Genomic DNA, 17,758 nt, shown 5'->3' on the forward strand with positions numbered 1-17,758 from the left:
GTGACAGCTAAGGCCGTCATCATTGCAAGCTGAATATAATCTCGATAATCAAAAAGGGTGACCACATCCTATGAAGTGATCACCTTTTTTCTATGCTTAATTTGTTTATTTAACTTGTTTACTTGACAGACCCCTGTTCAAGCTCCTGGCTCTTAATTGTTTCCTTTAGTTTTCTGATTATATTATGACTTGAAGAATGTTGAAAGAATTCCACGTCCGAGAGATGCACCAAGGTTTCCACCAAGTGTCTTACCGAACTTACCGAATTTGCCACCAAGGGTTTTACCAACTTCTCGGCCGACGGTTCCAACAACAGCGTTGCCGACTGTCTTGGCAGCTTGTTTCTTCTTACGAGCTTCAGCAGCTTCTTCTTTAGCTTTAGCCTTTGCAGCAGCGGCTTCCTCTTTTGCCTTAGCCTTAGCAGCTTCTTCCTCAGCCTTGAGTTTAGCAGCAGCTTCTGCATCAGCGATTCCCTTTCTCTCAAGGAATTCGTAAGCTGAATCTGGATCTTCTGGCTCGTAGTATTTGCTGTAGAGTACGCTCTGCTTGATCTCTTTTTCTCTGGTAGCTTCATCAATTCCGCCCATGAGATTCTGAGGAGGAAGAATCTTGACTCTTTCTACAACAGTTGGAGTACCGGCCTCATCAAGGAATGAACATACAGCTTCACCAACGCCCAGTTCCTGAATGACATCAGCTGTCTTGAAATTAGGATTCTCTCTGAAGGAATCAGCAGCAGCCTTAACAGCTTTCATATCAGAAGGAGTGTAAGCGTGAAGCGCGTGCTGAATCTTGTTACCGAGCTGAGCAAGTACGCCGTCTGGAATATCTCTTGGATTCTGAGTTACAAAGTAAATACCAACGCCCTTGGATCTGATGAGCTTAACAACCTGCTCAATCTTGTCCATGAGAAGCTTAGGAGCATCATCAAAAAGAAGGTGAGCTTCGTCAAAGAAAAATACCATCTTAGGTTTATCGAGATCACCAACCTCTGGAAGTGTCTCGAAGAGCTCAGACATCATCCACAGAAGGAAAGTGGCGTATAATTTACCGTTATTGATAAGGCTTGTGCTGTCGAGAATGTTGATCATTCCCTTACCGCCTTCGCCTGTTGTGAACCAGTCCTTGATATTTAGAGCAGGCTCAAAGAAGAACTTGTCGCCGCCAGCCATCTCGAGTGCAACGATAGCGCGAACGATAGCAGCAATAGAAACTTTGCTGATATTACCATAGGAAGCAGCGAACTCTTTGCTGTTCTCAGATATATAATTGAGCATTGCCTTCAGATCCTTGGTATCTACAAGGAGCAGCTCATTGTCATCTGCAATCTTGAATGTAATTGTGAGAATATCACTCTGAAGATCATTAAGCCCCAGGATTCTTGCAAGAAGAAGTGGACCCATCTCTGAAACTGTGGTGCGAAGTGGAATACCATTTTCACCAAAGACATCCCAGAAAGTTGAAGGATATTTCTGATACTTAAAGCCAGCTTCGTCAAGGCCGAACTTCTGGATTCTCTTTTGCATATCCTCAGAATCTACACCTTCCTTGACCATTCCGGAAAGATCACCCTTAACATCAGCAAGGAATACTGGAACGCCCATATCACTGAAGGATTCAGCAAGAACCTTGAGTGTGATAGTTTTACCGGTACCTGTTGCACCAGCTACAAGACCATGTCTGTTTGCCATCTTAGGTAAAAGAAATACATTTTCCCCATTTTCGTTATTAGCTACCCAAATTTTCCCGTCTTTATACATACCTTTCTCCATTCCGCCGAAAAAGTCGGCTAACACTCTTAAAGACAATTATAGCACGGCTACAGCGGGATTGAAGTACTTATGCACGAGAAAATCTCTATTAATAGGGAGTGCCGGAGTAGTATGAGGTTCTACTCCGGCTGGTGTAAAAAAGTTGTTATGAAAGTGTTTATCCTTTCTGTATATAAATATAGATGGTTAACCTTAAAAATACCTAAAAATATTTTAGGAAAAACATTTTTTTTCCATATTTTTAAAACCATATGATATTAGTTGAAATTGGTACTTATGAGGATTATCATTGAAAAATGAAGTCTTTTTTTCCATAAAAAAACCACCTCGGAAGGTGGTGGATTTTTGGGAGGAGGGGTTGCCTAGTGGGGAACCAGACAACCCGTGTATGAAAAAAAGTATTGTTGGGGGTTCAGAAGGTATGTCCTTCTGATAGGTATATATTACAAGGTAACTGTTGCCAAATTGTGACTGAACTCTAAAAGAAGTATGACCTATTCTAAATTATTTATAGGAGAATAAGAAAAAATGTCAAAAAATAATCGAAATAAAACACATAAAAACACTGCAAAGGCCCATAAAAACAGCGGTTTTGGAAAGCTGATGATGTCACTTGTTATTTTGGGTGTGGTCGTTTTATTGTTCATAAATTACGCTTTACCAATGTTGAAAAGTTCATTTAAAAAAGCTGCAGCAGAAAAAACAGTAGAAGTTCTGACTGAGAATGCAGTAAAAGTTGCAGGAGAAGATTCTCAGGTGACGCAGATTCTGGAGAACTTATCTGAAGAAGATAAAGAAGTAGTTACTGAGATTGTAGAGAATCATATGGATGCTGAGTCTGTTTCTGAAGTTATGGGATATGTTTCTGACGGAGATAAAGACGGCCTTATGAAATATGCTGCAGAGAATCTATCACCGGAAGAGCTTGCACAGCTGGCGGAGTTATATGGTAAGTATGGTAATTAATTAGATCTTTTTATTCTATATAAATATGAATGCCGATGATCAGAATTAATCTGGTCATCGGCATTTTTAATATATTTATTCCTATAACGCAAAAACACCCACGGGGGGACGTGAGTGCCTGCGATTTTCTTATGAGGGGGAGATAGTGATTAGGTTCCGAATAGATTCGTGAACCGAGCTGCATCACTAACTTGGTTATTATACTAAACCCTAATTGTGTTCAAAAAGTGAAGAAAATTATTATAAAATGTGAAAAATCGACATACATTCTATGAAGGCTGTCTGAGTGAATCTTAATTACAATACATGCCCATGAACAGTGAAATTGAGCTCCATTTTAGGCCTGATTTAATACTTATTTTATAATATTTTGGACTTCATGGTGCTACGATGAGCTTAACAAGAAATGGCATGGAGGCCATTTAGGTTTTTTGCAGGGATGCACAGCATGGATGCGTAAGTTATGCAGGGAAGCATGTTGCATGGATGGTTTGTTTTTGCAGGGATGCAAGGAATCTAGGAGGTCTTTATGAGTAGTATATCCTCTGTAGGCGGATATCAAGATTATTCCGCATATTCTACAATAGCCAGTGGTGGCAAAATAAATAAAGCAGCGGAAGATGCTGCAGGTCTCGCAATTCAGGAAAAGACACAGTCCCAGGTTAAAGGACTTGATGCCGGATCAGAAAATCTCACTTCAGCAAAATCAGCACTTAATATAGAAGAGGGAGCTCTTTCAGGAGTTGAAGATTATCTTCAGTCCATTAAAGAGTTATCTGTTAAGGCAATGAATGGAACTCTTTCACAAGATGATAAGGAGAGTATTCAGGCTCAGATAAAAGAATACTTAAAGGGCATCAATGAGACAGCAGAGAGTACAACCTATAATGAAAAGAACCTTACTAATAATGATGGTTCTCTAAAGGTTGCTTCTGATGGAAATGGCTCAACAGAGACTGTTTCAACAAATAATGCTACAACAGATGCGCTTGGTATTACAGGGTATGATGTAACAGGCGATTTCGATATGAGCGTTATAGATAAGGCGCTCGAAAAGGTTTCTGGTCAGAGATCTGAAACTGGAGCTCAGACAAACGGCGTTGAGCATGCGCTTTCATATAATTCGCATGCCGCTATGGAGCTCAATGGTTATCAGATGGACAAAGAAGAGGACAATGCAACAGCAGCTCTTCAGGAACTTAAGACCAAACAGGCTCTTGATTCCTATCAGGCTGTACTTCAGAAACAGCGTCAGGAAGACGAGCAGCAGAAATCCATGGCGATTTTTGCATAATAACTTAGACCATTTTCTTAACATAACATTTTCCAGAATACGGAGAGAGCTGTCATTTCGGCTTTCTCCGTATTCCATTTTTTGCTATACTTTATATGACTATTTTGCTTTCGGGGGTCAATGTGAATAGATATAGGATTTATGGACTTATAGTAGAATCGGAAGTTGAGTTTATTCAGCTGGAAAGAGCCAGAGAGGATGAAGGCTCTTTAGATAATACTATTTATATCAAACAGGAAAAGTGCTCTGATGAAGTGATGGATGTTATTACCAAGGCAGATGCGTTAGATAAGCAATATCATATCGCATCAGAAGCCTCATACTTTTTTAACAAGGGAGGCTTTTATGCAATCAAGAATGGCAGAGATATAATTTTTGAGACCAAAGAGGGCTATATGCCACAGACAGTATCAGCGTGGCTTCTGGGATATTGCATGGCTATTCTTTTATATGAGAGAAGAACAATTGCCATTCATTGCAGCGCAGTATCTGGCGAAAATGGTGCTTTCCTCATTTCTGGAGAGATGGGAGCAGGTAAATCATCTCTTACAAGGAAAATGCTCGAGAGAGGCTTCAAGATCATGGCTGATGATGTAGCAGCTGTCAGACTACAGACAGCTCCAGGTGAGGATAAAGAGAACGCTTTTGTATATCCGGCATTTCCATATCAGAAGCTTTGCAGAAATGAAGTTGAGAGTAGAAACTTTAACATGGATGAGCTCATTTATATTGATGAGGCAAAAGATAAGTTTCTTGTCCCAGTTAAGGATAAGTTTGTATCAGATCCGCAGAAACTTAAATTCCTCATTTTTCTGGTGGTTGCCACTAATGTTGATGACGTAGAAGTTCAGAAGATGACAGGCCTTAACCAGCTGTTGTCTATCAGACAGAATGTTTTTCTTCATAGACTTAAGGGAGATTGGGAGAATAGTAAAGAGTATAGTGAGCTCTGCCTTAAGGTTGCAGCTAACTGTCCGGTATATCTGATTGCCAGACCAATAGAAGGCAATTCTCAGGAAAAAATAGCAGATATAGTTGAGAAAATTTATAGAGGCGAAGAAGTATAATAAAACAGCCACAGGAAAATTCCTGTGGCTGTTATCATTTGCATGTTAGATGTCGATCATGACTGGATTTCAATATCTGATGATCCCTCTGATTTAACAACTACAACATCCAAAGCAGTAGAAGGATCAGGACGACTGATCTTCTCAAGTGTCTTGAACACTTCTGTGTTCTCGATGCTGATAGAGTTGATTTCTGGCTTTGTCCAATTTTTCATACCGCATCTCTCCCTTCATAATAAAATCTTGGATAGAAACATTATCTGATAAAAACGCGTGGACGTAAACCTTTCTATCAAAATTGTAACAATAATAAACAGATTATAAATTTTTGATCTTTTTTACAGTATTTTGAAACTGGTAGCATTTTGAAAGAAGTGATAAAACATTTTGATAGTGCATAATATCTTCGTTAGTTGTCGGCATATCTGATTCTTTCAATTTATCTATTACATCAAAATCAAGGAATCTACCCCAAAAGTCTCTGTCGATTCTGTTGCATAGATATTCTGCTGATTTTTTTTGTTCTTCAAACCAATCCTTGTCCTTACCATTGTCCTGTTCATCTTCTTCATCAACAGGGACGTCAGTACTGGGACTTATCTTGGATGTAAGTTCATAAAGAGATTTTGGAAAAATATCTTTAAAGGCCTGGCGGAAAATATACCTGTTCTGGTTATTCTTTATATACATATGACGCGGAATAGAGACAGCATAATCTATTACTTCGTAGTCTAAATAAGGGAAGATATATCTCGCTCCGGAATAAGCACCAAATAAAGTAGCGACTCGTATTCTTACCTGAGTGGCTCCTGAGTTAATGTAACTGATGGCATCAAAGGGAAAATAAAATGGTGTAGCTTTATAGTCTGTGTATTTATCTTTGAAATCCTGTCTCAAAATATCTGGAGCATTAAGGTATGATTTGTAAGGATCGTTCTGGTAGCTGTAACCTCGCGCTTTTTTATATCTGAATTGTTTTATGGTTTTAATTAGTCGGTTGCTCTGCCCTTTTGTCTGGTCATACAAGCATTTAAGACAATGGAAATATTCTTTATTGTATAAAAGCTCATAAGAATCAGCTCTGTGACTTACTCCTTCGTCACCACCATGACCCGTGAAAACAACGTTACTACCGCTTTCGCTGATGAATTGTGCGGTCTGAGATAGAGCAGGAGTATCTATAAAAAGTGGAAGAGCACAGTTATCAACAAAGTTGCTATTGGGATTAATTGATAGCCCTGCTTCTTTATGACTTTTATATAAATTGGAATCCATATAATTATATTTCTTTCTTCTATAATTACAGGATATATTTTCATGATCGCAGATATCCTGGATGATGAGACGCTCATCATTTGGAACAATTGGAACATCATTGGTATCAAATGACCAGGAGTAGAAAACCGCTTTTCTTCCAAATCTGTTAATCAGAATATCTATTGCTCCAGAATCAAGCCCTCCAGATAACTCTGCACCGATAAGACCAGGAAAAACTTCTAGTCTTTTTCGTATTGAGCCTGATATTAATTCTCTCATTTTTGAAATGTATTTTTTGTTGGATAGGTATTTGATTTTATGAGAGCCTAGCTTCCAATACGATTTTTCGGAGTAGCTGTATATGTCTTTAGATATATCGATTGTAAAATATGTGGCAGGTGTAACAATGTATATATCGGAATACTCAGTCTGATTGTGTGATGTTGTAGTATAACCATTGATCATATTAAATAGATATTCAGGATTAATATCAGCGCTTATATCAGGGAGCGCTATGAGTCCGCGTATGTCGGTTGAAAAAGAGATACAAGAATCGGACTTATAATAATATAAGGGACGAATACCCATATGATCGGTGAAAAGAACCAGAGTTTTCGCTTGCGAGTCGTATAATGCTCCTGCAAAATCACCATTTACATGTCTCAGCTCATCTAATCCATATTTAGTAATCAATGCAAAGAGTAATTTTTCGTCTGAATAAGAGGAAGAAAGATTGTATTTGTATATAAGATCATTTCTATTATATATAATCGTATCTATTACAGCTGTTACATTGTTCTCACTTATTATGGGGGTCTGATTGACTGGAGTATTAGTGATATGTTCAGTACTGATTCCTATTCCCAGATTAGGAGAAAAGTAAGAATTGATTGTATTATTTCCATAAGCCTTGTTCCAACTAGATAAATAATTCAAACAGGTCTCTGTTGTGGGCTGATCATATTGTTTGTTGATTATTCCATAAATTCCACTCATGTAGAATTCTCCTTGCATAGTGAAAAGAACAGTAAAAAAGGATGTGTAAACCATAAGTTTACACATCCTCGATATTAACATGAAAACTAGTTTCTAACAAATAGTATCTATTATGAAAGTCTATCTGTAGTTGTACCAGAATCGCCTGTAGGCTGATCACCTGTAGTCTGTGGTTCATTGCCAGTCTGAGTTGGAATATCTCCAGTTATTGCCTGATGTGGCCAAGGGATGCAAATGCATTCACCTTCTGTCCATAATTCATGCCAACCATTCTCTGTCTTGTTGAGATCAAGTGCAACGATCTCTGCGTTATTCCACTTTTTCATACCTTTTTTTCTCCTTAATAATCATAAAAAATATTCCCGACTTCATGTAATATACAATATTTGTTTCTGTATGTATCGAATTCTAACAAAAAAGTAACAAATGCTTTTTTATAAAGATAGAATATTTCGACAATTTAGAGATTTGAGATATAACTTTTTGAAAACTAATGATGTATTTTTTTATTGACCGCATTCATACATAGGACTATAATTTCATAGGCTTTATAACCGATAATTGGCTCGGTTATATCGGGTTTATTGTAAATACTTGGAGGATATTATGGAAAACGAGAGATTAAAGCCGATGCTGTTTACAGCCCTCAAGGGTTACACTCGTAAGCAGCTGGCACAGGATGTAGTAGCTGGTATTATTGTAGCTATCATTGCACTTCCTTTATCAATTGCTCTGGCGCTTACATCCGGAGTTGGCCCAGAGGAAGGTCTTTACACTGCAATTGTTGCAGGATTTATTATTTCATTCCTTGGTGGTAGCAGAGTTCAGATCGCCGGACCTACAGCTGCGTTCGCGACAATTGTTGCCGGCATTGTTGCTAATAAGGGAATGGAAGGGCTCGCTCTTGCAACTATTTTTGCCGGAGTTCTTCTTATCTTAATGGGGGTATTCAAACTTGGATCACTTATCAAGTTTATTCCTTATACTATTACAACAGGTTTTACAGCCGGAATTGCTGTTACAATCGCTATCGGACAGGTTAAGGACTTCCTTGGACTTACTTATCCGGCTGGAACTGCTACTGTAGAGACAGTAGATAAGGCTTCTGCTATTGCACGCAATATCGGAACATTCAATTATCAGGCATTTATCGTAGGTATGGTATGTCTTGTTATTCAGATTGTATGGCCTAAGGTTAACAAGAAGATTCCTGGATCACTTATTGCAGTTATCGTGGGAATTCTTATGGTCAAGTTCCTTGGCATGAATGTTAATACAATTGGTGATCTCTATGAGATCAAGGGACAGCTCCCTAAGCTTACTATTCCAGAATTTAGTTTTAGTACACTTACTTCTGTGGCAGGAGATGGTGTTACAATCGCTATCCTTGCTGCTATTGAGTCACTTCTTTCATGCGTTGTTGCTGACAGCATGATCGATTCCAAGCACAGATCCAACATGGAGCTTGTAGCTCAAGGTGCTGGTAACATCGGTTCAGCTCTTTTTGGTGGTATTCCTGCAACTGGAGCTATTGCCCGTACAGCAGCTAATATCAAGAATGGTGGTAGAACACCTATAGCTGGTATGGTTCATTCTGTATGTCTTGTACTTGTACTTCTCGTACTCATGCCATATGCAGCACTTATTCCAATGCCTACTATTGCAGCTATTCTTTTCATGGTTGCTTATAATATGTGCCAGTATAAGACGTTCCTTCATCTGGTTAAGACTGCTCCTAAGAGCGATATCATCGTACTTGTTACAACCTTTGTTCTTACAATCGTATTCGATCTTGTTGTAGCTATTGAGGTTGGTATGGTTCTTGCATGCCTCCTGTTCATGAAGAGAATGAGCGAAGAGTCCAGAGTCCGTGGTTGGAAGTACTATGATCCAGAGGATGATCCAGACGGCCCAGGACTTAAGGATATTCCTAAGCACGTAAGAGTTTATGAGATCAGTGGACCGATGTTCTTTGGTGATGCTGAGCAGATTGCTGCTATCAGCTTCAAGGACTTCACAAGAGCTCTTGTTATAAGAATGCGTGGTGTTCCAGCAATTGATGCAACAGCTATGCACTCATTTGAGCAGCTCTACGAGAGATGTCAGAAGAACGGCGTTCAGCTTGTCTTTTCACATGTTAATGAGCAGCCTATGAACACAATGGAAAAGGATGGATTTGTTGACCTTGTTGGTAGAGAGAACTTCCAGCCTCACATTGATGATGCGCTTAAGAGAGCAGCTGAGATTTGATGTATTATTGTTCGTAAACATATTTTCATTAATATAGAATATTGAATATTAGAGGAGATACTGGTTTTATCCGGTATCTCCTTTATTGATGTAAATTAATATTTAGAGTTTTTGCCTTTTCGAAACACAAGATATGGTATAATGAACATATAAGTCATACAAATAAGGGGGACCTACGCATGAAGAAGATCTACGTATTGGACACCAACGTTTTGATTCAGGCACCTCATGCTCTTAAGTGCTTTGATGATAACGAGGTCGTTCTTCCGCTGGTAGTCTTGGAGGAACTCGATGGCCACAAGAGGGATGAGGGCGAGCGAGGAGCAAACGTCCGTGAGGCCATCAGGATTTTGGAGCAGCTAAGAGGCGCAGGGGATTTGGTCAAGGGCGTTGAACTTGACAATGGAGGTTTCCTTAGAGTTGAAAAGAACTTCAAGGATGTAGAACTTCCAAAGGATATGGCAGAGTACAAATCTGATAACCGTATTCTTAAGGTTTGTAAGGGACTTAGTGATAGTAGTAAGGAACAGGTAATTCTCGTAACCAAGGATATTCTGATGCGCATTAAGGCTCAGATCCTGGGAGTTAAATCAGAGGACTTTACTACAGAGCAGGTAGCAGGAGAGGGCGAGCAGTACAGTGGCCGTATTACCGTATATGCACCTGAAGATGTATTCAAGGATTTCAAGAAAAAAGGAATACCAGTTAGCAAAGTGTATTGCTGCGATGATGAGGGTATCGAGTATACACCAGAGCTATATGAGAATGAATTTGTAGTTATCAGAGCAGACCAGTCCAACAACAAGACTCAGATGGGACGTGTCAGTGGCGGATTTATCAAGAAGCTCGAATATGAAAAGTGCCAGCCCTATGGTGTTAAGCCAAGAAATGCTGGACAGTATTTCCTCCAGGAAGCGCTTATGCAGCCTGCAGAGGTGGCACCACTTGTAATAGTCAAGGGTATGGCTGGAACAGCCAAGACATTCTATTCGCTGGCTGTAGGTCTTGAGAAGATGATCAACAGACCAACAGGAGAATACCGTAGGATTCTGGTCTGCAGGCCTAATTCACAGTTTGATGATGATATAGGTTTTTTACCAGGTGATGAGCAGGAGAAGATTTCTCCTCTTATGAGACCTATTATCGATAACTTAGAACAGCTCATAGATTCCAACGAGGAAGAGCGCTACAAGGATGAAAAAGAATTGCAGGGTAAGACTGATGAGGTCTTCGAGAGGGGAATCGTACAGTGTGAGGCGCTTAACTTTATCCGAGGCAGATCTATTCTGAAGACCTTCCTTATAATAGATGAAGCGCAGAACATGACACCTACTCAGGCCAAGGGAATTATCACCAGAGCAGGTAAAGATACCAAGATCATTCTGTTGGGCGATCCTAATCAGATAGACAGACCATTCCTTGATGAGAGGACCAATGGACTGTCCTATGCATCTGAACATATGAAGGGAAGCCCATTTGCATGGCAGATTTCTCTTTCTGCTTCAGAATGTGAGAGAAGTAAACTTGCAATGGATGCAATTAATAGGATGAAAGACAAGGAGAATTTCTAATATTTTTATTATATTTTGAACACATTTTTGACATATTTGGAAACTGAGTTTAAAATAATACGTAATAATGCTGATTATACTTATGTTCTAAGGATACAAATATTTTTTGCAAAGTGATTGTGTGGACGGAGCCACTTTAAGGGTGGTTTCGTCCTTATTTTATGGGCGTTTTGGCCACTTTGTTAATTTGTTAATAAATATTTTACAAATTGGGGATATATAGTATAATCTTCTTTGCGACTTTTAACACTTTTTTATTTTATTTAGAATTAGGGGTAAGAAATGGACATTAGAATTGAGAATCTGACAAAAACATATGGTAATCTTAACGCAGTTGATCATATGAACCTCAGAATCAATGACGGCGAGCTTGTAGGCCTTCTTGGACCATCTGGTTGTGGTAAGTCTACAACACTTTTCATGCTGTCAGGACTTACAACACCTACAGAGGGTAAGATATTCTTTGGTGACAAGGATGTAACATCAATTCCTCCAGAGGACAGAGAGATTGGTCTTGTTTTCCAGAACTATGCTCTTTATCCACACATGACAGTTGAGGATAATATTACATTCCCACTTATCAACCGTGGAGTTAAGAAGGCTCAGGCCAGAGAAGAGGCTCTTGAGATTGCCAAAGTTGTTAAGATTGATCAATATATGAATAGAAAGCCTAGCGAGCTTTCAGGTGGTCAGCAGCAGAGAGTTGCTATTGCAAGAGCACTTGTTAAGAAGCCACAGGTACTTCTTCTTGATGAGCCTTTATCTAACCTTGATGCTAAGCTTCGTGTAGCAACAAGAGAAGAGATCAGACGTATTCAGCAGGAAGTTAAGATCACAACTATCTTCGTTACTCATGACCAGGAAGAGGCTATGAGTATTTCAGATCGTATCGCAGTTATGAAGGAAGGCGTTCTTCAGCAGTACGAGGTACCTCAGACAATGTACCTTAACCCAGCTAACGAGTTCGTTGCTAACTTCCTTGGAACTCCTGAGATCAACAACATTGAAGTTGACGTTAAGGATGGAGTTATTACAGCTGGCGATGCAGTTCTTAGAACTGGTGCTAAGCTTGCAGATGGTCATTATCATGCAGGTATCAGACCAGAATCCTTCTATGTAGATGAGAATGGAATATCTTTTGCAGTTGATAACCTTCGTATGACAGGTCGTGACCTGCTTCTCTTCACTAAGCTTGGTCAGACAGTTGTTCGTGTTCTTGTTCACTCATATATGCATGTGGCTGAGGGAGATGTTATCAAGGCTTCTGTTCGTGAGGGACATATCCTTGTATTTGATTCTTCAGAAAAGCTTATTGGTAGATTTTAATTGGTGAAAAAGGGAGAACAAAATGGATAAGAAGAGCTTTAAGGGATATTTATATCTCCTTCCATCTATAATCATCATGTTAGCTTTCACAATTTACCCATTGATCAGAGCTATCATCATGAGCTTTTTAGGTGATTACAGCATCATCAATCACGGATATTCATCAATTGGTTTTGACAATTACAAGGCACTTTTCGCTGATCCTGATTTTGCACTTTCACTTAGAAATACATCTATTTATGTAATATGCGTGGTACCTGCATCAATCATTCTTTCACTGATCATTGCAGTACTTATTAATAGCTGTAACAAGACTAAGGCATTTTTCCAGACAGTATATTTCCTTCCTTATGTAACCAGTGTTATTGCCATTGGTATCGTATGGAGATGGATGTTCAATAGTAACTATGGACTTATCAATTATTTTCTTGGATTCTTTGGAATTGATCCTATTCCATGGCTGAATCGTCCAGAGTATGCTATGCCAGCTCTTATCATCTTCGCTATTTGGAAGAGCATGGCGTTCAACATCCTTATTTTCCTTGCTGGTCTTCAGACTATTCCAGAGGACCTCTACAGAGCAGCTAGAATCGATTCAACACCTAAGCTTCGTGTGTTTACCAGAATCACAGTTCCACAGCTTGCTCCTATGATCGTATATTCAAGCGTTATCGGTATGATCGGTGCGTTTAAGGTATATAACGAAGTATTCTCACTTTTCCAAGGCAAGGCAGGCCCAGCCAACAAGGCTATGACTATTGTTTATTACATTTATGATAAATTCTACAATAGTTACAAGTATGGCGTAGCTGCTGCTGGTTCAGTTGTACTGTTTATCATTATTCTTGTAATGACACAGATCCAGCTGAGAGTAACAGGTGAAAAGAAGAAAAAATAAGAGGAAATAAAGATGTCACAGAATAGAAAAGTAGGAAATATCATAGCTACTATATTAAAATATGCAGTTCTGATATTTGGTGCGGTATTTACAATCCTTCCTTTCGTGTGGATGATCTCATCTTCACTTAAGACACCAACAGAACTTGTACAGATTCCACCAAGTCTTTTCCCTGAAACTCCTCAGTGGAGCAACTATCAGGAGGCTTGGAAGGCAGCTCCTTTCGCAAGATATTTTGTTAATACACTTATTGTTACGTTCTGCACAACATGTGGAGTCCTTGTAACAACAGTACTTTCAGCCTTTGCTTTTTCAAGACTGAATTTCCCAGGAAAGAAGACAGTATTCTCACTGTTCCTTGCTACACTTATGATTCCTGGTGAGATGCTTATCATCACTAACTATGAGACAATCATCAACCTTAAGTGGATTGATTCCTACAAGGCTATGATTATTCCTTGGATTTCAAGTGCTTTTTATATCTATCTTTTAACTCGTTTCTTTATGCAGGTTCCAGAATCTCTGTATCTTGCAGCTAAGGTAGATAAGTGCTCAGATTTCAAGTATATGATCAAGATCATGGTTCCTATGAACAAACAGGCTATCTTCTCAATTGCAATCCTCAACATTATCAGTTCATGGAATGCATTCCTGTGGCCACTTCTTGTAACAAACTCACAGGAGATGAGAGTTTTGTCTAACGGACTTGTAAGATTCCAGACTGAGGCTGGTTCATCTACAGAGCTTATCATGGCAGCTTCATGTATGCTGGTTATGCCTATTATCATCATTTATCTGTTCCTTAGAAAGTATATCATTGAGGGTGTAACAAGGAGTGGACTTAAGGGATAATTTTTGTTATACTAAAGGGCTGATTTAGAGCTCATATTATGATCATTAAAGGTTTCTTCAGCCTTTTATGATATATACGCTTTTTTTTAAGAAAGAGAGGGATTATGAAATGAAGTTAAAGAAAATTGGTGCAAGCATCCTTGCGATGGCTATGGCAACATCAATGCTCGCAGGTTGCGGACAGGCTAGCACAGAGGCTCCAGCAGAGACTCAGCCTACTGAGGCAGTTGAGACTCCAGCAGCTGAGGCTTCAACAGCTACAGAAGAGGCTGCTCCAGCTAGCGAAGCTAAGAACATCGAGGCTACAGAGGTAACATTCTGGCACGCTATGAATGGTAACCTTGAGGCAGTTCTTACAGAGATCACAGACGAGTTCAACAACTCAAACGAGTATGGTATCAAGGTTACTCTTGTTAACCAGGGTGCATACGGCGACCTTCAGACAAAGCTTCAGGCAAGTGCTGCAGCTGATGCGCTTCCAGATCTTGCACAGGCTTACAACAACTGGCTTACACCTTACCTTGATAAGATCGTTAAGCTTGATGATTTCGTAGCTAACGATTTTGACAACTGGGATGACGTAGTTGAGGCTTATCGTGATGAGTGCTCAGAGTTCGGTTTCATCCACGCTGTTCCTTACAACAAGTCAACATACGTTCTTTTCTACAATAAGACAATGTTCGATGAGCTCGGAATTTCTGTTCCTGAGACATGGGCTGATGTTGAGGCTGCTGCTAAGACAGTTTACGATGCTAAGGGCATTTCTTTCATCGGTTATGATGACCTTGCTGGTGTAGTTGAGGCTTCTCTTCACCAGGATGGTGCTGACTATGTAGATGCTACAGGCGCTCTTTTCAACGACGAGAAGGGTCTTGAGACATTCACATACCTTTCAAACCTTTACAACAACGAGTACGCTCGTCTTGTAGGTGAGGATGGATACTTCTCAAACGTAATCAGCAATCAGCAGATCGCTTCTTACGTTGGTTCTTCAGCTGGTGTTTCTTACATCAAGGCTGAGGGATGGGAACTCGGTGTAGCTCCACTTCCAGGAAACGTTAAGAAGGCAGCTAACATGGCTGGTACAAACATCGTTATGTTCGCTCAGGATTCTAACAAGCAGCTTGCAGCTTGGGAGTACCTCAAGTACATCACAAGCACAGAGGCTATGACAAAGTGGGCTGTTGGTACAGGATACCTTCCAATCAGACAGTCAGCTTATGAGACAGCTGAGTACAAGACATACATGGAAGAGAACATCTGCGCTGCTGCATGCTATGAGCAGGCTAAGGACTTCTTCTTCTCACCTACATTTGAGGCTTCTAATGATATCAGATCAACAGTTCCTTCAACTGTAGAGCAGCTTGTATATGACAAGGCTGATGCTCAGACATGGCTTGACACAATCGTTGAGGCTGTTAACGCTCAGTATTAATGATAAAGGGACTAAAAGTCCAAAGCACGTGCAAGCTTGCTTACTAAGTGCTTTGACTTTGAGGACCGAACAAGAATGAGGAATACAGATATACGAATGAAATGAGTATATCGTTTTCCGAATTCTTGTAGAATTACGAAAGTTGCGAAGCAACGGAGTAATTCGTTTATCATTTTTAAGTGGTGAGAATCACATCTTAAAGTGGTGAGATTCATTAATGAGTAGGGGAGACTCATCTTCCCTACTCATTTTGTCTATAAACTTTTTTTAGAGGTGTCTTTATGACTAAAATGAAGTTTTACAGTGGACTTAAGGAAATAGGCGGAACAGTCATTGGTGTTGAGACTGAAAATGCTATTTGTTTGTTTGATTTTGGATTTGCTTATGCTGATAGACTTGATAGTAAAATACCTTTGCGTAAAGGTTTGGAAGCTTATGATTATGTTAGGCTTGGTGTATTAAATTCGATAGATGGCATATATGAGCCAGATATTGCTCATAAACTTGGAATCAAGGGATTTGGCGAGATTGATAAGGAAATTTTTGCTATTATATCCCATATGCATATAGATCACATGGGCGGGCTTGGTGCACTTGACCAGAAGATGCCTGTGTATATGAGTAGAGAATCAGCTACTCTTTATCATGAGCTTGGCGTTATGGATGAGCTCGAGATAAGAGAGCATGAGAATATAATTCCTATTGATTACGATGGATCTGTTACGGTAGGAGATATTACAATTACCTGTGTACAGGTAGATCATGATGTAATAGGTGCTTGTGGATTTATGATACAGACTCCTGATGGCAGTATCTGCTATACAGGAGATTACAGATATCACGGATATCATCCGGAGATAAGCGCTGCATTTGCACAGAAGTGTAAGGGCGCTGATGTGATGATAAGTGAGGGTGTTACAATAAGTCACAATGACATTGATATACTTTCACTTGAAGGTCCAGTCAGAGAGAATAATGAGCATACTCTTCTTGAGAAGATGAAGGGATTTGCTCAGGATGAAGAAGGTCTTATTGTAATCAATAATTACAATAGAAATGTAGAACGTATTCATAACTTTGTCTCTGTAATAAAGGAAGCGGGAAGAGAACTGGTTCTTTCTCCAGTTCAGGCTGAATACGTAGCTGCATTTTATAAGGAAGATAAGTTTTCAGTTTATGTACCAGATGGAGGAAGCGTGAATGCACCTCTTGTACGTGACTTCCCAGTTGTTACCAGAAAAGACCTTATTTCTGATCCAGCTAAGTATGTGCTTCAGCAGGATTACAAGGATGCTTATGAGCTATTTGAGCTTGCAGATGTAATATCTGTATACCTTCATATGGATGGAGCTCCACTTGGTGATTATGATCCTTCATATGCCAAGTTCTATTCACTCCTTAATGCTGCTGGATTGAATGTAGTAAGATGCGGACTTGGCGGACATGCAGAGCCGTATTATCTCAGGAAACAGGTAGATGATATCGCTCCTAGAACTCTTATTCCTCTTCATAGCTTCAGACCAGAACAGCTCCTGTCCAAGAAAGCTGGTAAGATTGTTCTTCCTAATATAAACGATACAATCGTTCTTGATAAGGGAGAGTGCTTCTATGAGAACAACGCCTGGAGCTGGAGTTATAGTAGCAAGTAAATAATAATGATGAATTATCACAAGAGCATGCAAAGAAAAATTTGCATGCTCTTTTTGAAATTAATATTAAATTGTGTAAAATACGTCGTTGACAATGTTTATCAGTTAGTCTAAACTAACATACGGTTAGCGGAGAGTAACAAAATGCTCCGCATATTTATAATAGCGAGGTTAGCGATGTCTAACCTATCAAATATAAAAGGGGGTATTCATGATGCCTTTATCAATGGCTAACGCTGGAGAAATCGTTAGTATCAAGAAAATTGCTGGTACAGATGAAGTCAGACAGCATCTTTTTGAACTGGGATTTGTTACTGGAGAGGAAGTATCAATTGTAAATAAGAATGGCGGTAATCTTATCATCAATGTTAAGGACAGTAGAATTGCGCTGGACAAAACTTTGGCTAATCGCATTTTTATCTAAA

General features: G+C 39.5%; 15 protein-coding genes. 11 read left to right on the plus strand and 4 right to left on the minus strand.

Annotated elements, in window-relative coordinates:
* Positions 1–182 precede the first annotated feature (182 nt).
* Positions 183–1,760 (minus strand): helicase HerA-like domain-containing protein, encoded by a 1,578-nt coding sequence (locus IJI01_RS07835; RefSeq protein ID WP_292188330.1) that lies wholly within the window; start codon positions 1,758–1,760, stop codon positions 183–185.
* Between the two features lie 540 nt (positions 1,761–2,300).
* On the opposite strand from IJI01_RS07835, the gene IJI01_RS07840 reads away from it, so the two are divergent.
* The 3 genes from IJI01_RS07840 to IJI01_RS07850 all read left to right on the plus strand — a co-directional run bounded on the left by IJI01_RS07840 (position 2,301) and on the right by IJI01_RS07850 (position 5,099).
* On the plus strand, positions 2,301–2,738 hold the full coding sequence (locus tag IJI01_RS07840; RefSeq protein WP_292188334.1) for a hypothetical protein: 438 nt from the start codon (positions 2,301–2,303) through the stop codon (positions 2,736–2,738).
* 529 nt (positions 2,739–3,267) lie between these two features.
* Positions 3,268–4,032: a flagellin gene (locus tag IJI01_RS07845; RefSeq protein WP_292188337.1), complete on the plus strand. Its 765-nt coding sequence runs from the start codon at positions 3,268–3,270 to the stop codon at positions 4,030–4,032.
* Between the two features lie 122 nt (positions 4,033–4,154).
* Positions 4,155–5,099, plus strand: coding sequence for a hypothetical protein (locus IJI01_RS07850; RefSeq protein WP_292188340.1), 945 nt, complete (start codon positions 4,155–4,157; stop codon positions 5,097–5,099).
* Between the two features lie 56 nt (positions 5,100–5,155).
* On the opposite strand, the gene IJI01_RS07855 is transcribed toward IJI01_RS07850, so the two are convergent.
* The 3 genes from IJI01_RS07855 to IJI01_RS07865 form a co-directional block, all read right to left on the minus strand.
* Complete coding sequence (locus IJI01_RS07855; RefSeq protein WP_292188343.1) at positions 5,156–5,314, minus strand: hypothetical protein; 159 nt, start codon at positions 5,312–5,314, stop codon at positions 5,156–5,158.
* A gap of 103 nt (positions 5,315–5,417) precedes the next feature.
* Positions 5,418–7,352: an asparagine synthase-related protein gene (locus IJI01_RS07860; protein ID WP_292188345.1), complete on the minus strand. Its 1,935-nt coding sequence runs from the start codon at positions 7,350–7,352 to the stop codon at positions 5,418–5,420.
* A gap of 110 nt (positions 7,353–7,462) precedes the next feature.
* Complete coding sequence (locus IJI01_RS07865) at positions 7,463–7,678, minus strand: hypothetical protein (protein ID WP_292188348.1); 216 nt, start codon at positions 7,676–7,678, stop codon at positions 7,463–7,465.
* A gap of 280 nt (positions 7,679–7,958) precedes the next feature.
* On the opposite strand from IJI01_RS07865, the gene IJI01_RS07870 reads away from it, so the two are divergent.
* The 8 genes from IJI01_RS07870 to IJI01_RS07905 all read left to right on the plus strand — a co-directional run bounded on the left by IJI01_RS07870 (position 7,959) and on the right by IJI01_RS07905 (position 17,757).
* Positions 7,959–9,602 carry a SulP family inorganic anion transporter gene (locus IJI01_RS07870; RefSeq protein ID WP_292188350.1) on the plus strand — a complete coding sequence of 548 codons (1,644 nt, stop codon included), beginning with the start codon at positions 7,959–7,961 and terminating at the stop codon, positions 9,600–9,602.
* A 179-nt stretch (positions 9,603–9,781) separates the two neighbouring features.
* Positions 9,782–11,173: a PhoH family protein gene (locus IJI01_RS07875; protein ID WP_292188353.1), complete on the plus strand. Its 1,392-nt coding sequence runs from the start codon at positions 9,782–9,784 to the stop codon at positions 11,171–11,173.
* Between the two features lie 282 nt (positions 11,174–11,455).
* Positions 11,456–12,499, plus strand: a complete 1,044-nt coding sequence (locus tag IJI01_RS07880) for an ABC transporter ATP-binding protein (RefSeq protein ID WP_292188356.1) — start codon at positions 11,456–11,458, stop codon at positions 12,497–12,499.
* Positions 12,500–12,521: 22 nt separating this feature from the next.
* Positions 12,522–13,397: a carbohydrate ABC transporter permease gene (locus IJI01_RS07885; RefSeq protein ID WP_292188359.1), complete on the plus strand. Its 876-nt coding sequence runs from the start codon at positions 12,522–12,524 to the stop codon at positions 13,395–13,397.
* 12 nt (positions 13,398–13,409) lie between these two features.
* Positions 13,410–14,249: a carbohydrate ABC transporter permease gene (locus IJI01_RS07890; protein WP_292188362.1), complete on the plus strand. Its 840-nt coding sequence runs from the start codon at positions 13,410–13,412 to the stop codon at positions 14,247–14,249.
* 109 nt (positions 14,250–14,358) lie between these two features.
* Positions 14,359–15,684, plus strand: coding sequence for an ABC transporter substrate-binding protein (locus IJI01_RS07895; RefSeq protein ID WP_292188364.1), 1,326 nt, complete (start codon positions 14,359–14,361; stop codon positions 15,682–15,684).
* 281 nt (positions 15,685–15,965) lie between these two features.
* On the plus strand, positions 15,966–17,333 hold the full coding sequence (locus IJI01_RS07900) for an MBL fold metallo-hydrolase (protein WP_292188367.1): 1,368 nt from the start codon (positions 15,966–15,968) through the stop codon (positions 17,331–17,333).
* A 211-nt stretch (positions 17,334–17,544) separates the two neighbouring features.
* Positions 17,545–17,757, plus strand: a complete 213-nt coding sequence (locus tag IJI01_RS07905) for a FeoA family protein (protein WP_292188370.1) — start codon at positions 17,545–17,547, stop codon at positions 17,755–17,757.
* The last annotated feature ends 1 nt before the right edge of the window (position 17,758 follow it).

Source organism: Butyrivibrio sp. (assembly GCF_017433805.1).
In the GTDB taxonomy this organism is placed as follows: Bacteria; Bacillota; Clostridia; order Lachnospirales; family Lachnospiraceae; genus Butyrivibrio.

What these genes read in the sequence shown, in the direction of transcription:
- IJI01_RS07860 (WP_292188345.1), bottom strand. Translation starts at nt 7,352, where the DNA reads ATGAGTGGAATTTATGGAATAATCAACAAACAATATGATCAGCCCACA.
- IJI01_RS07885 (WP_292188359.1), top strand. Translation starts at nt 12,522, where the DNA reads ATGGATAAGAAGAGCTTTAAGGGATATTTATATCTCCTTCCATCTATA.
- IJI01_RS07905 (WP_292188370.1), top strand. Translation starts at nt 17,545, where the DNA reads ATGATGCCTTTATCAATGGCTAACGCTGGAGAAATCGTTAGTATCAAG.
- IJI01_RS07840 (WP_292188334.1), top strand. Translation starts at nt 2,301, where the DNA reads ATGTCAAAAAATAATCGAAATAAAACACATAAAAACACTGCAAAGGCC.
- IJI01_RS07890 (WP_292188362.1), top strand. Translation starts at nt 13,410, where the DNA reads ATGTCACAGAATAGAAAAGTAGGAAATATCATAGCTACTATATTAAAA.
- IJI01_RS07875 (WP_292188353.1), top strand. Translation starts at nt 9,782, where the DNA reads ATGAAGAAGATCTACGTATTGGACACCAACGTTTTGATTCAGGCACCT.
- IJI01_RS07855 (WP_292188343.1), bottom strand. Translation starts at nt 5,314, where the DNA reads ATGAAAAATTGGACAAAGCCAGAAATCAACTCTATCAGCATCGAGAAC.
- IJI01_RS07870 (WP_292188350.1), top strand. Translation starts at nt 7,959, where the DNA reads ATGGAAAACGAGAGATTAAAGCCGATGCTGTTTACAGCCCTCAAGGGT.
- IJI01_RS07865 (WP_292188348.1), bottom strand. Translation starts at nt 7,678, where the DNA reads ATGAAAAAGTGGAATAACGCAGAGATCGTTGCACTTGATCTCAACAAG.
- IJI01_RS07900 (WP_292188367.1), top strand. Translation starts at nt 15,966, where the DNA reads ATGACTAAAATGAAGTTTTACAGTGGACTTAAGGAAATAGGCGGAACA.
- IJI01_RS07835 (WP_292188330.1), bottom strand. Translation starts at nt 1,760, where the DNA reads ATGTATAAAGACGGGAAAATTTGGGTAGCTAATAACGAAAATGGGGAA.
- IJI01_RS07845 (WP_292188337.1), top strand. Translation starts at nt 3,268, where the DNA reads ATGAGTAGTATATCCTCTGTAGGCGGATATCAAGATTATTCCGCATAT.
- IJI01_RS07895 (WP_292188364.1), top strand. Translation starts at nt 14,359, where the DNA reads ATGAAGTTAAAGAAAATTGGTGCAAGCATCCTTGCGATGGCTATGGCA.
- IJI01_RS07880 (WP_292188356.1), top strand. Translation starts at nt 11,456, where the DNA reads ATGGACATTAGAATTGAGAATCTGACAAAAACATATGGTAATCTTAAC.